At 67.2% G+C, this 14,506-nt stretch carries 7 protein-coding genes; 3 read left to right on the forward strand and 4 right to left on the reverse strand.

Translation table 11 applies throughout. From position 1 onward, the window contains the following. The first annotated feature begins 52 nt into the window (after positions 1–52). From MU582_05965 to MU582_05975, 3 genes are read left to right on the forward strand one after another with little or no spacing between them, the layout of a single operon-like run. Entirely contained in the window at positions 53–4,858 is a 4,806-nt protein-coding gene (locus tag MU582_05965) for an NAD-glutamate dehydrogenase (GenBank protein UPK76184.1), read from the forward strand. Between the two features lie 37 nt (positions 4,859–4,895). Continuing rightward, complete coding sequence (locus tag MU582_05970) at positions 4,896–5,795, forward strand: ABC transporter ATP-binding protein (protein ID UPK76185.1); 900 nt, start codon at positions 4,896–4,898, stop codon at positions 5,793–5,795. Further along, positions 5,792–6,856 (forward strand): ABC transporter permease, encoded by a 1,065-nt coding sequence (locus MU582_05975; GenBank protein ID UPK76186.1) that lies wholly within the window; start codon positions 5,792–5,794, stop codon positions 6,854–6,856. The genes MU582_05970 and MU582_05975 overlap by 4 nt, the downstream gene beginning before the upstream one ends. Before the next feature lie 73 nt (positions 6,857–6,929). Here the strand turns inward: MU582_05975 and MU582_05980 are convergent, their stop codons facing one another. From MU582_05980 to MU582_05995, 4 genes are all read right to left on the reverse strand, one after another. Next, positions 6,930–9,125, reverse strand: coding sequence for an MMPL family transporter (locus MU582_05980; GenBank protein UPK76187.1), 2,196 nt, complete (start codon positions 9,123–9,125; stop codon positions 6,930–6,932). Positions 9,126–9,226: 101 nt separating this feature from the next. Beyond that, a complete protein-coding gene (locus tag MU582_05985; protein UPK76188.1) occupies positions 9,227–10,138 on the reverse strand; it encodes an RNA polymerase sigma-70 factor in 912 nt (303 codons plus the stop codon). Between the two features lie 6 nt (positions 10,139–10,144). Further along, positions 10,145–10,921, reverse strand: coding sequence for a phosphatase PAP2 family protein (locus MU582_05990; protein UPK76189.1), 777 nt, complete (start codon positions 10,919–10,921; stop codon positions 10,145–10,147). Positions 10,922–11,110: 189 nt separating this feature from the next. Beyond that, a complete protein-coding gene (locus MU582_05995; GenBank protein UPK76190.1) occupies positions 11,111–14,491 on the reverse strand; it encodes a S8 family serine peptidase in 3,381 nt (1,126 codons plus the stop codon). Positions 14,492–14,506 lie beyond the last annotated feature (15 nt).

Consider the following 14,506-nt stretch of genomic DNA (forward strand, 5'->3'; position numbering starts at 1 on the left):
CGTCCTATCGCACAACGGCGTGCGATGAGAATCGCTGGAGGGCTTCCCTGCCATGGGTGACGTTGTATCCGCCGATGAGTTGACGACGCTGGTGGAGCGGTACTACCAGCACGTACCCGATGACGAGATGGCGAAGTGGTCCCCGGAGGGGCTGCGCTCGGCCGTCGAGAGCCATCTGCGGCTCGCCGCCGAGCGGCCGCAGGGCACCTGTCGAGTACGCGCGTTCACGCCGACCGTCGAGGAGCACGGTTGGGACGCCGACGGCCACGTGGTCATCGAGATCGTCGCGGTCGACATGCCGTTCCTCGTCGACTCGGTGACGTCGTACCTCACCCAGCGGTCGTACGGCATCGACCTGGTCATCCATCCCCAGTTCGTCGTACGCCGCGATATCACCGGCCGACTCTCCCAGGTGGAGGTCGACACCGGTGAGCTCGAGGAGGTCGACGACTCGGACCCGACCCGCATGCGCGAGTCCTGGATGCATCTGGAGCTCGACGAGATCTCCGAGCCCGGTGCGATGGAGGCGATCGAGCAGGGGCTGCAACGTACGCTGCGCGATGTCGCGGAAAGCGTCGAGGACTGGCAGAAGATGGAGGCCCGGGCACGCGAGATCGTCGCCGGGTTCGAGACGTCGCCGCCGCCCATCGACCAGGCCGAGGTCACCCAGGCGGCGCAGCTGCTGACTTGGCTCGCCGACGGCCAGTTCACGTTCATGGGATACCGCGAGTACGAGCTCGTCGAGGTCGACGGCGTCGATGGGCTGCGCCCCGTCGCCGGCAGCGGGCTCGGCATCCTGCGGTCCGACTCCGACGCCCTCGGCGGCGTGAAGGAGCTCCCCGAGGCCGCGCAGGCCAAGGCACGTGACAAGACGCTGCTGATCGTCACCAAGGCGAACTCGCGCTCGACCGTCCACCGGCCCGCGTACCTCGACTACATCGGCGTCAAGACGTTCGACGAGTCCGGTGCGGTCAACGGTGAGCGCCGGTTCCTTGGCCTGTTCACCTCGTCCGCATACACCGAGAGCGTCACCCGCGTGCCAGTCCTCAAGGACAAGGCGAAGGGCGTGCTCAACAAGCTCGGCTTCGATCCGGCGAGCCACAGCGGGAAGGCGCTCATCGACCTGCTGGAGACGTACCCGCGCGATGAGCTGTTCCAGACGCCGCTCGACGACCTCGTGCCGATCGCCAATGCCGTGCTGCATCTTCAGGAGCGTCGCCAGCTGAGGTTGTTCCTGCGCCGAGACGACTACGGCCGGTTCCTGTCCTGCCTGATCTATCTGCCACGCGACCGCTACATGACGCAGGTACGCCTGCGGCTCGAGCGCATCCTCGCGAGCGCGGTCGGCGGGGAGCCGACGATCGACTTCACCGCCCGCGTGACGGAGTCGGTGCTCGCCCGGCTGCACTACGTCGTACGCCCCGACTCGGGCCACGAGATCGGCGAGCTCGACCCGGTTGCGCTGGAGCAGAGGCTGGCCGATGCCACCCGCTCCTGGGAAGACGACTTCCGCCGGGCGATCGACGACGTGATGGGAGAGGCCGCGACGACCGAGGTGCTCCAGGCGTACGGGGACGCGTTCCCCGAGGCCTACAAGGAGGATTTCGGCGCGCGTACCGCCGTCTCCGACCTGCGCCGGTTGAAGGAGCTCACCGAGCCGGGTGAGGTCGCGCTGGAGTACTACGCGCCGGGCGGCCAAGACGGCGGCGAGGGGCGGGTGAAGATCTACCGCTGTGGTGCGCCGTTGTCGCTGTCCGATGTCCTTCCGCTGTTCACCTCCCTCGGTGTCGATGTCGTCGACGAGCGCCCGTACCCGATCCACGCGCGCGGCATCGAGTCGTGGATCTACGACTTCGGCCTTCGTACGCGCGGCGGCGTGACCAAGACCGATCTCGAGCTCTTCCAGGACGCCTTCCTCGCGTGCTGGAGCAAGGACGCGGAGGTCGACGGCTTCAACCGGCTGGTGCTCGCCGCCGGACTCAACTGGCGCCAGGTCGTCGTCCTACGCGCGTACGCGACGTACCTGCGGCAGGCGAACTCGCCGTTCAGCCAGAACTACATCGAGCAGTCCCTGCTCGGCAACGTCGAGATCTCGCGTCTACTGGTCGATCTGTTCGAGGCGCGGTTCGCCGTCGACCTGGGCGATTCCCTCGCACCGGATCACCCCGACCGGACGGCGCGCGTCAACCAGGTCGAGAAGCAGCTGGAGGCCGCGCTCGACGAGGTGCAGACGCTCGACGAGGACCGCATCTTGCGCAGCTACCGCAATCTGATCCGAGCGACGCTGCGTACCAACTTCTACCGCACCGACGCCGACGGCAAACCGCGTCCGTTCGTCTCCCTGAAGCTGGAGCCGACCGAGATCGACGACCTGCCGGAGCCCCGGCCGAGGTACGAGATCTTCTGCTACTCACCGCGGGTCGAGGGCGTGCACCTGCGGTTCGGCAAGGTCGCGCGCGGAGGTCTGCGCTGGTCCGACCGCCGCGAGGACTTCCGTACCGAGGTGCTCGGTCTCGTCAAGGCGCAGATGGTCAAGAACACCGTGATCGTGCCGGTCGGGTCGAAGGGCGGGTTCTACTGCAAGGACCTTCCGGATCCTGCCGTCGACCGCGATGCGTGGTTCGCCGAGGGCAAGGCCTGCTACACGCTCTTCATCTCCAGCCTGCTCGATGTCACCGACAACCGCGTCGACGGCGCGTCGGTGCCACCGCCCGATGTCGTGCGATGGGACGGCGACGACTCCTACCTCGTCGTCGCCGCGGACAAGGGCACCGCAACCTTCTCCGACCTTGCCAATGAGATCTCGGAGTCGTACGACTACTGGCTCGGCGACGCGTTCGCCTCGGGCGGTTCGGTCGGCTACGACCACAAGGGCATGGGAATCACCGCCAAGGGCGCGTGGGAGTCGGTGCGGCGGCACTTCCGCGAGATGGGTGTCGACTGCCAGCAGGAGGACTTCACCTGTGTCGGCATCGGCGACATGTCCGGTGACGTTTTCGGCAACGGCATGCTGTTGTCGCAGCACACCCGCCTGGTCGCGGCGTTCGACCACCGCCACATCTTCGTCGACCCCAACCCCGACTCGGCCACGACGTACGCCGAGCGTCGCCGCCTGTACGACCTGCCCCGGTCGTCATGGGCCGACTACGACGAGTCGCTGATCTCCGAGGGCGGCGGCGTTTTCGCGCGTACGATGAAGTCGATCCCGGTCAGCGCACAGATGCGCGAGGCCCTCGGCCTCGACGACGACGTCGTCAAGATGTCACCCGGTGCGCTGCAGAGCGCCATCCTGCGTGCTCCCGTCGACCTGCTCTGGAACGGCGGCATCGGTACGTACGTCAAGGCCTCGAGCGAGTCCCATGACGACGTGGGCGACAAGGCCAACAACGCGATTCGCATCAACGGCGAGCAGTTGCGCTGCAAGTGTGTCGGCGAGGGCGGCAACCTCGGTTTCACCCAGCTCGGCCGGATCGAGTACGCGCTGACCGGTGGCCGGATCAACACCGACTTCATCGACAACTCCGCCGGCGTCGACACCTCCGACCGCGAGGTGAACATCAAGATCCTGCTCGACGGAGTCGTCCGCAAGGGCGAGCTCACCCGGGATGCCCGAAACGACCTGTTGCCGACGATGACCGACGAGGTCGGCGAGCTCGTGCTCCGCGACAACTACGAACAGAACACCGCACTCGCGAACGCCGTGGCCGGCGCCGCCAGTCTGCTGCACGTGCACGCCGACTGGATCGGCCAGCTCGAGCGTGACGGCCTGCTCGACCGCGAGCTGGAGTTCCTGCCGTCCGACGAGGAGATGGCGACCCGCCGCGCCGACGGCAAGGGGCTCGCGTCTCCGGAGCTGGCGGTGCTCCTCGCGTACACGAAGATCGTGCTGGCCGACAAGCTGATCGAGTCAGACATCGCCGACGACCCGTTCTTCCGCGGCCGGTTGTTCAGCTACTTCCCGACCGATATGAAGAAGGCGTACCGCCATGCGATGACGGAGCATCCGTTGCGTCGCGAGATCATCGTGACGGCGATCGTCAACGATCTGATCAACAGCGCGGGCATGACGTTCTACTACCGGCTTGCGTCCGAGACCGGCGTATCGGCCGATGCGCTTGCGCGAGCGCATGCGATCGCGGCCGAGATCTACGGCATCCATGCCATCGGCGCCGAGATCGACGAGCTCGACAACGTCGTACCCGCCGACATCCAGACCAGGATGCGGTTGATCCTTCGTACCCTGACCGAGCGGACGTCGCGCTGGATGGTCAACCACAGCAGGCAGGTCGACGCCGAAGGCACCGTCGACTACTTCGGCACCGACGTGCAGCGGGTGTTGCGCGAGATGCCGGATCTGCTGGTCGGACGCGAGCTCGACATCATGCGCGAACGCGCTGAACGCCTCACCGATGTCGGCGTACCCGACGCCTTGGCCGACCGCGTGGCGTCGGTCGAGCCGGCGTACGCCGCGCTCGGCATCGTCGTGACCGCGCGTAAGCACGAGGTGCCCGCGGCCGAGGTCGGACGCATCTACTTCCAGCTGGGGGAGTCGCTCGGGCTCGACCGTCTGCTGCGCCGGATCTCGTCGCTGCCGCGCGACGACCGCTGGCAGACGATGGCGCGTGCCGCGTTGCGCGACGACCTGTTCGGAGCGCACCACGATCTCACCGGACTCGTCCTGCGCGACACCCCGAGCAACCTCAGCGCCGCCGAACGGGTCACGGCGTGGATCGAGCAGGAGACCGGAACGCTCGAACGCATCGAGGGGATGCTCGAGGACATCTGGGGCGAGGAGTCCCCGGATCTCGCTCGCCTCTCGGTCGGGCTGCGGATCGTACGCTCGCTCCTGACGGCCTGACGGGAGTGGTGGCACCGGCCTCGGATAACCTCCCGGCATGGGAGCGGGGATCAGCGTCGACCGGCTGACGATGCGTTACGGCGACCTGGTCGCCGTCGACGAGGTCGGGTTCGAGGTACGCCCCGGTGAGTTCTTCGGACTGCTCGGACCCAATGGTGCGGGCAAGACCACCACGCTGGAGATGATCGAGGGCCTTCGTACTCCGACGTCCGGCACGGTGACCGTCGACGGCGTCGATCCGGCGCGGCGCGACCCCTCGCTGCTGCGGAGGATGGGCGTACAACTGCAGGCGTCGTCGTTCTTCGAGCGGCTCACGGCTCGCGAACAGCTCGACACCTTCCGGCGGCTGTACGACGTGGACGCCGACCGCGTGGACGCGATGCTCGATCATGTCGGCCTGGTCGACAAGGCCGACGTACGTACCGAAGATCTCTCCGGCGGTCAGAAGCAACGCCTCTCGATCGCCTGCGCGTTGGTGCATGATCCGGATGTCGTCTTCCTGGACGAGCCGACGGCGGCGCTCGATCCGCAGGCGCGCCGCAATCTGTGGGACCTCCTGCAGGGGCTCAACGACTCCGGTCGCACAGTAGTGCTCACGACGCATTACATGGACGAGGCCGAGCAGCTGTGCGATCGGGTCGCGATCATCGACCACGGTCGAATCCTCGAGCTGGACTCGCCGGCGGCGCTGATCCGAGGACTCGAAGCTCCCGTGCAGATCAGCCTCGCGCACGACGCGCTGTCGCCCGCCGACGCCGAGCAGGTGCCGGCCGGCCAGGTCAGTCGCGACGACGGTGCGCTCACGATCACGACGGTCGAGCCCGCGCGCGTACTCACCTGGCTCGCAGAACGCGATGCGCTCGAAGGGCTCTCCGTCAAGGGCGCGACGCTCGAGGACGTGTTCCTGGACCGCACTGGCCGGGAGTACCGCGCATGACGGCGTTCGCGAGCCTCGCCGTGGCGATGGGCAAGGGCTTCCTGCGCGACAAGATGGCGTTGTTCTTCGCGATCCTGTTCCCGTTGATGTTCCTGGTGCTCTTCGCCGGACTGTTCAACGACGAGGGCGACGTACCCAAGGGCTCGGTCATCCAGGTCGGCGACGTCGCGTTGTTCGACGAGGCGCCCGAAGCGGCACAGAAGTCGTTCGACGACGTGCTCGACATCTCCAAGTCCGACGATCTCGATGCCGCACTGCGCGACGTACGCGAGGGCGACGCAGACGCAGTGATCACCCAGGACGGCGACACCGTGCACGTCGACTACACGGCCGCCAACCAGGTACGGGCGGCGACGTTGCAGGGCGTGATGCAGTCGATCGTGCAGAGCGCCAACATGCAGGCGACGGGCAAGCCTCCGACGTTCACCTTGAAGGCCAGCAAGGTCGAGGACGAGTCGCTGACGACCGTCCAGTACCTCACGCCCGGGCTGCTGGGCTGGGCCATCGCAATGGGTGCGACGTTCGGCGCCGCCGCGAACCTCGTGGTCTGGCGACGCAACGGGATGTTGCGACGGTTGCGGCTCGCGCCGGTCCCGACGTCGTCGATCGTGCTGTCGCGCGTGGTCGTCAGCCTCGGTATTGCCGCCGTGCAGTCGGTGATCTTCATCGGCGTCGCGTCGGTGTTCTTCGGGCTGCAGATGTCCGGCGGAGCATGGCTGTGCGTGCCGCTGCTGGTGTGCGGGACGCTGTCGTTCATGGCGATCGGGTTGTTCGCCGGATCCATCTCGAAGACCGAGGAGGGCGCGACCGGCCTCGCGAACTTCATCATCCTGCCGATGGCCTTCCTGTCGGGATCGTTCTTCCCGCTCGACGACGCACCGTCGTGGTTGAAGGCGGTGAGCCAGATCTTCCCGCTCAAGCATCTGAACGAAGGAATGCTCGATGTGATGGTCCGCGGCGAGGGACTCACGGCGATCTTCGTACCGTGCGCCGTGCTGCTCGGCTTCGCCGCGGTGCTGACGGCGATCTCCGCGCGCTTGTTCCGCTGGGAAGCGACTTAGGCCCGCTGAGCATGACGTACGAGTGGCGACACGCCGGTGTGTCGCGCGCGTACGTCATGCCCAGCGGGGCGGGTCAGACGCGTACGGGCTCGCGCTCCGGAGCCTCGGCCGACTCACCCTCGTGCAGGCCGTAGCGGTCATGGAACCTGCGCAGTGGCCCGGGCGCCCACCAGGTCGCGCGGCCGGCGAGCCGCATCGTCGCCGGTAGCAGGGCGCCTCTGATCAGCGTTGCATCGACCAGCACGGCGAGCGGAAGGCCGACTCCGAACGCCTTCATGAAGGTGATGTCGGAGACCAAGAAGCCGAGGAACACCAGCGAGATCAGCACCGCGGCCGCGGTGACGATCCGGCCGACCTTCTCCAGTCCGAGAGCGACGGCCGCGTTGCGATCGCCAGTTCGGTCGTACTCCTCCTTGATCCGCGCCAACAGGAACACCTGATAGTCCATCGCGAGTCCGAAGGCGACCGCGAACAACATCACCGGCACGGTGGCGGTCAGGGAGCCCGTGACGGTGAAGCCGCCGAGCAGATCGGAGAGGTGACCGTCCTGGAAGATCCACACCAACGCGCCGAACGTCGCCGTGAGGCTCAGCATGCTCAGCCCCATCGCGATCACCGGAAGCAGGACGCTCCCGGTGAGCAGGAACAGCAGCACCATCACCGACAGCGCCAACACCGCGCCCGCGATCGGCAACCGATCGAGCAGTACCTGGGTGAGGTCGTAGTTGATGGCCGCCGGACCTCCGACGTACGCGGAACCCGGTGCGACGTCGCGTACGTCGACGATGAGGTCGTTCAACGCGTCCTGGTCGTCCGTCGACGGCACCACCGTCAGCGATGCGTCGTCGCCGGACCGGAACCGGTCGCTGCCGGGGCCGGGTTCGGCCGCGACCGCGCCGTCGACGTACGAGCCGCCCGCGCCGTCGACGCGCGCTACGTTGTCGAGGCCGGACAGGTCGGTGGCGTACGTCTCCAGATCGCCACCGGCGTCGGGTACGACAACGCTCAGGGCGTTCTGCTCCTCCGATGCGAAGTCGGTTCGGATGGCATCGGCGACCTGACGCGCACTCGACGAGTCCGACATCACCCGCTCGTCGGGTGAGCTGAGCTTCACGCCGAGGAACGGCGTGCCGAGGGCGAGCAACACCAGGACGATGATGGTCGCGACCGGGATCGGGCGCCGCATCACGAACGACGCGAGCCGATGCCAGAAGCCGTCCTCGGTGCTTCGAGCAGACGTCTTGCGTCCGAACCGGCGTTTCGCCACCCGCTTACCGGCGACGGCGAGCAGGGCCGGAAGGACCGTCAACGACGCCAATGCGGCGATCAGGGCGACCGCGATGCCGGCGTACGCCATCGAGCGCAGCGCGACCGGCGGGAACCACAGCAGTGTGGAAAGGGCGATTGCAACGGTGATCGAGGAGAACATGACCGTCTTGCCCGCCGAGCTGACCGTCGTACGAAGAGCCGAAGCGATCTCGTTGCCGGCGTCGATCTCTTCGCGGAAGCGGTTCACGATCAGCAGGCTGTAGTCGATCGCAAGACCCAATCCGAGCAGCGTGACGACGTTCACCGCGAGGACGGAGACGTCGGTGATGCTCGCCAGCACCCACATCACCCCGAGAGTCACCAGCAGCGTCGCCAACGCGACGACAAGGGGGAGCGCGGCGGCCAGGATGCTGCCGAACACGAGGACGAGTGCGATCATCGCGATGGGGAACGCCATCGCCTCACCGATCGTCGCATCCTCCTTGGACTGCTTCGACATCTCGTGCTGAAGCATCGCGTACCCACCGGCGGTGACCTCGATCGTGCCGTGTTCGCCTTCGTACTTCGGCGCGAGATCGCCGAGGCGTTTGTCGATCTGGGTGTCGTCGCCGGTGACGGTGGCGAGGACGAGCGCCTGGTCACCGTCGGTGCTGCGCAGCTGATCCGGTTCGCCGGATGTCCAGTAGGACGTCACGCCCTTGACGTACTGCTCCTTGTCGAGATCGGAGACGAGACTAGTCGCGTCGGCCCGGGCCGTGTCGTCGTCAACGGAGCCGTCGGTGTCCACGAGCAGTACGAGGTTCGACTGGCCCTGTCCGAAGTCGTCGCGCAGAATCTCTGCTGCCTTGGCTGAGTCGGAGCCGGGGTCGTCGAACCCGCCGCCCTTCAACTCGTCGAACAGGGTGGCGCTCGAAGCCCCGGCCGCGAGCGCCACGATGAGCGCGATGACGAGCACTCGGCGACGCCTGTGCAGCATCAGATCGGAGAGCTTTCCCCACATGTATCCGTCCTCCGTTCAGGCCGGACCACGTTGTCCGGCATCACAGGGAAGAGCAGGTGCTGCGGTCAGGTGTGACAGGGAGAGTGGAAAAGAGACCGGCGTCACAGCTCGATGCTGCGGAGCTTCTCCGGGTTGGTGATGCCGTAGATGTCCTGGATGTGTTCGCCGTCTGCCGCCAGCTCGACGATCACGACGGCGTAGATGTCCTCACCCGAGGAGATCACGACGCCAGGGTCGCCGTTGACGTCGACGGGTCGGGCCTCGAGGCCGGTGAACTCGCCCTTCGCGCCGAGCCCGTTCATCAGCCGCCCGACATTGTCACTGCCGGTCACGACTCGGCGCGCGGCGTGTACGACGCCACCACCGTCTGTCCAGAGCGACACGTCGGGCGAGAGGATCGTCAGCAGCGTCTCGAGGTCTCCGCCGAGCGCGGCCGCCAGGAACCGTTCGGTGACGGCCTTTCGTACCTGCGGATCGGTTTCGAACCTCGGGCGCCCTTCGCGCACATGCTGGCGAGCGCGGTGCGCGAGCTGGCGTACGGCAGCCGGCTTGCGATCGAGGATGCGGCCGATCTCGGCGTAGTCGTAGCCGAACGTCTCGCGCAGGATGAAGACTGCGCGTTCGAGCGGCCCTAGGGTCTCGAGTACGACCAGCAGCGCCATCGACACCTCGTCGGCGCGTACGGCCGGGTCCGATGCGTCGGGCTCCGCATCGACCAGGGGCTCCGGAAGCCATGGTCCGACATAGGTCTCCCGCCGCCGTTGGGCGCGTCCGAGACGGCGCAACGACTCGTTGACGGTGGTGCGGATGAGGTACGCACGCGGATTCTCGACATCGTCGCGCGGTGACGACGCCCAGGACAGCCAGACGTCCTGCAGTACGTCTTCGGTATCGGCGACACTGCCGAGCATGCGGTACGCGACCTGGAACAACGTCTGACGGTGCTCCGTGAAGGCCGCGGTTTCGGCGTCGAGCTCCGGGTCGTCGGTGTGCATGGCAGTCCTTTCGATCATGGGCTCCTACTGTTTTGACCCGACTCGCCCGCAGTTTGTGACACCGACGGTACGCGCGGGCTCAGATCGGTCGGGGTGAGGCGACGGTAATGCGCCGCGCGCCAGCCACAGCGCCCCCGCGAGCAGCGCGATGCCGATCGCCGCGTCGAGCCAGTAGTGGTTCGCCGTGACGACAACGACGAGAAGGGTCACCGCCGGGTGCAGCAGCCACAGCCAGCGCCAGCGAGTCCGTGCGCTTGCGATGATGCCGACGGCGACGAGTACGGCCCACGCGACGTGCAGGCTCGGCATGGCCGCGAACTGGTTCGCGATACCGGTGTGCGGCGAGCCGGAGTACACGCTCAGCCCGAACAACTGACCCGTGTCGATCATGCCGAGTTTCGGGATCATCCGCGGGGGAGCGAGCGGGTACAGCAGGTGACCGACCAGTGCGGCGCCGGTCACCATCACCAGAGCGCGGCGTACCCAGGTGTAGTAGCCGGGCCGGAACCACATCATCCAGAGCAGGAAGCCGACCGTCACCGGGAAGTGTGCGAACGCGTAGTAGCGGTTGGCGAGCTCGACACCGCTCGGCCACACGTCGAGTAACCAGCCTTGGAGCAGGCCCTCGTTGGGCAGGCGCAGCAGCCGCTCCATGCTCCACACGCTGGCCGCATTGTCGAACGCCGAGCTCACATTGTGTGCCGCCAGCAGCCGGCCCAGGTTGTAGATCGCGAACAGACCGACCAGCCAACCCAGCTCGTAAGCCAGTCGGCGACGTCGCTGAAGGACTGGCGCGGACATGGACGCCACGTTGCCCGCCACGACCACATTCGGGCCTCCCACCTGCGGTGGAGTCGAGTCACTCGCGCGTGGGGTATCGCCGGTCCCGGTCGTGTCCTCGGCCATTGCCCCTCCTGATCGAGTGTGTACTCATCAGGAGGAAGTAGGAGGCCGTTTTGTGACATTGCACGGCCGATGAATCCGGTTCTGCTACCGGGCGCGCACCAGTCCGATGGACGTCTGACGGAGTCTGTTGCCTTCGGCGTCTCGGGCGGTGACTCGCAGCGACAGCGGGCGTTCGGAGCGTACTGCTCGTGCCGGAACCGTCGCCCGGTACGTCGAGTCGCCAGTACGTCGAGCGCGGAGGCGATGCCAGCCCTTGCCTCCGTTCGACGACCACCAGACCTGCGTCTTCGTGATCCGCCGGGTCGCATCGGCCTCCTCGAGATGGTCGAAGGAGAGATCGAGCGGAAGTTTGCGACCGGCGTCGGCGAATCCGCGGCCATCGACTCGTGGCCCGTAGTCGACGTTGAGCAGCGGCGGCGTCGTGTCGCCTCCTAGTGCGGGATTCTCCGGGGGCGTCGATCGGAACGTCCACGTCGTATGCGACTCCGGTGCCGCGCCGATCGCTTCGGGGTCGAGCGTCCAGTCGTGCGTGACTCGGAACCTCCGGGTTGCCGGGGCGACGTCGAACGAGCCGTACGTGCTGTTCGAGCGCCCGAGCAGCTTGCCGTTACCGTTGCGCAGGGTCAGCTTCGATCCTCGGTACGTCGCCGCCGCGACCTTGCCGGAGTGTGCGCCGTCGCCGATGCCCGTCTCGACCCGCAATCCGGAGACGGTTCGCTGGGCGAGGACCGGTGCAACGTGCATGGCGGAGGCGAACTCGCGGGTCTGGCGGTCCCCGACCTCATAATGACGCTGCGCGCCGCACAGCGGCTTCATCGCGTTGCCGGGCAGGTCCAGGCAATCCCTCCAAGCGACACTCGGATCGGCGCTGAACAGATCCACCTCGTCTGCCGGTAGGTCGACGGCGCGGTTGTGTGTGATGCCGATACTGCTTCTGGTGTTGATGAACGAGCGCGCGATAGCGCCTTCGCCGGGCGTACGGTCAGCGTGATAATCGCTCTCGACTCGGGCGAGCCTGCGTACATCGCGTCGGGTCAGCCGCATCCCGGTCGTGCCCGGCAGCCGTCGACCTGCGAGGTCGAGCTCGTACGCGTCCGGTGCCGACCGCGGCACGCGTCCGGTCGGCTCCAGCCGCCAGCGCAGATCGGTGTCGAAGCGGCCTCGATCGACGAAGCCCGATGGCTCGACGAACACGAGGCCGCGATCGATCTCGTCGGGATCGAAGAAGCCGAGCTCGGTGTAGCCGCGCGAGTCCGCGTGCCGCGATGCGACGAGCGTCGACTGGGTGAGCTTCGTGGGCTGCCCGACGACGTGGGGCGGGCGCAGTCGCTTGGCGTTCCGTGCGTCGATCGTGAAGTCGGTGTCGTCGTCGACCACCAGCTCCGGCGTACCGGCGAGCGAGAACGATACCCGCCCCTTCGTGGTGGGTGTCGCGATCCGGCCATAGCCCATGTAGTGGCCCGGATCGACCCGCGCGTGTCCCTCGCCGTTGTCGTTCAGACGGATCCGATAGAAGCCTCCGGTGTCGGCGTTGAACAGCGCGATGGTGGGCTCTGCCATGGGATGGGTTTGTGCCGCCTCAGGGTCGTACGGGTCGCCGTTGCGGTCGAGTACCTTGACGTTCAGGTCATAACGCTCGGGCTCGTCGTACGCACCGAAGGGAAGTCGTAGCAGCGGTGTGCCGTCGGCGACGAACGACATGCCACCCTGCCACTGACCGTCGGGCAACAGCCCGGGGTCGAACGTCACCGTCGTGGTGGCGCTCCCGTTTGCGGGCACGGTCAGTTCGGACGGGCTCGCCTCGAGCGCACGCGCCGGGGCCTGGTTGCCCTTTGTATCCGACTCGGTGTCGTCGATCTGCACCGTCACGGGATCGTCGCCTGGGTTGGTCAAGGTGACCTCACGCGTGCGTACCTCTTCGTCGGGGTGACGGACGTACGCGAAGTCGAGCGAAGCGGTGTCCGACCGCAGAGTCGCGGCCGTCGCTCCCTTCAGGTCGACTCGGCCACCGCCGTCGGTCCACGAGGTCTGGCCGTCCAGGTGCTGCGCGGTCGATACGATCCGCGCCTTGAGCTGCGCAGCAGTCCAATTCGGGTGCTGTTGACGAAGGAGCGCGGTCGCGCCCGCAACGATCGGCGTCGCCTGCGACGTACCGGACATCGGTACGTATAGCTCGCCTTCCCTAGCGCCCGCCTTTGCGCCGAGGATCTGCTCGCCCGGTGCGGTGACATCGGGTTTGAGGCGGTACGTGCCCCGCGTCGGACCTTCGCTGGAGAACCGAGACTGGCCGCCGTTGGCTCTGGCGGAGCCCACCGTGAGCGCCGACGCCGCGGATCCGGGCGAGCCGATGGTGAACGGATCGGACCCGACCCAACCGTTGTTCCCGGCGGCAGCGACGAACAGCGTGCCGGATTCCTCCGTCAGCGTGTCGAGTGACTGAGCAACCGGATCGTCGCCGTCGGTCGGCGGGCTGCTGAGACTGAGGTTCGCGATATCGGCGCCGTTCTCAGCCGCCCATTCCATCCCCGCAATGACCCAGGACTCCTGACCGTAGCCGTCGTCGGCGAGTACCTTCGCGTTGAGCAGGTCGGCTCCGGCTGCGATTCCGTGTCGAGCACCGTCGGAGCCCGCGCCGTTGCCGGCGATGAGCGATGCGACGTGCGTACCGTGCCCGTTGCCGTCTGCGGGACCGTCGCCACCGGTGAAGTCGGCCTCAGCGGTCACCTTGTCGACCAGGGCGGGGTGGCCGGAGTCGACTCCGGAGTCGAGGACTGCAACCGAGACACCGTCGCCGTCCAGACCGGCGTCCCATGCGGCGGGTGCGTTCACCTGCTCCAGGTATCCGTCGAGGCTCGTTGCCGCTACTTGGCCGTCGAGCCACAGTTTCGTGACGCCGCCGAGCTCGGCCGCGGCTGCGCGGGCAGAGGCGGTGTTGATTTCGGCGAGGTCGTCGCCGAACTCGGCAGACTCGTCCTTCGCGAGTTCGGTCGCCGATGCGCCGAGGCTGGCGAGCTCCGCTTTCGTACTCAGCAGTGAGGCGTTGCCGAGAGTGCTGACTCCCGCGGCGTGGCGGGCGATCAGCGGCAGCGTGTCTCGGTCGGCATCGCCATATCCCATGTCCAGAAGGGAAGTGACGTCGAACAATGCTGGGTCGAGTACGCGCGGTACGAGGCCGGCGACATCACTCGGTATGACGCGGACATCGTCGCCGTCGCGTTCGACCGAGAATCCCGCGGAGTCTGCGTCGGCGGGGTCGACGGTGACGGTCGGCCTTCCGTTGAGCGGACTGCCGATGGTGACGCGGTCTCCCGTGAGGAGGGTGACTGTCCCGGTCGGGGATGTCGATGCGGCCTTCGTACGCCCGGCGGGCCGGTCCGGCGCGGCGGCGGTCTCGGCCAGTGGGAGGGCTGCGGTGAGCAGCGCAGCGACGGCAAGCAACGCGGCCGGGCGTGATCGGGAGAGCATGCAGGTGTTCTACCT

This window comes from Nocardioidaceae bacterium SCSIO 66511 (genome assembly GCA_023100825.1).
Classification (GTDB): domain Bacteria; phylum Actinomycetota; class Actinomycetes; order Propionibacteriales; family Nocardioidaceae; genus Solicola.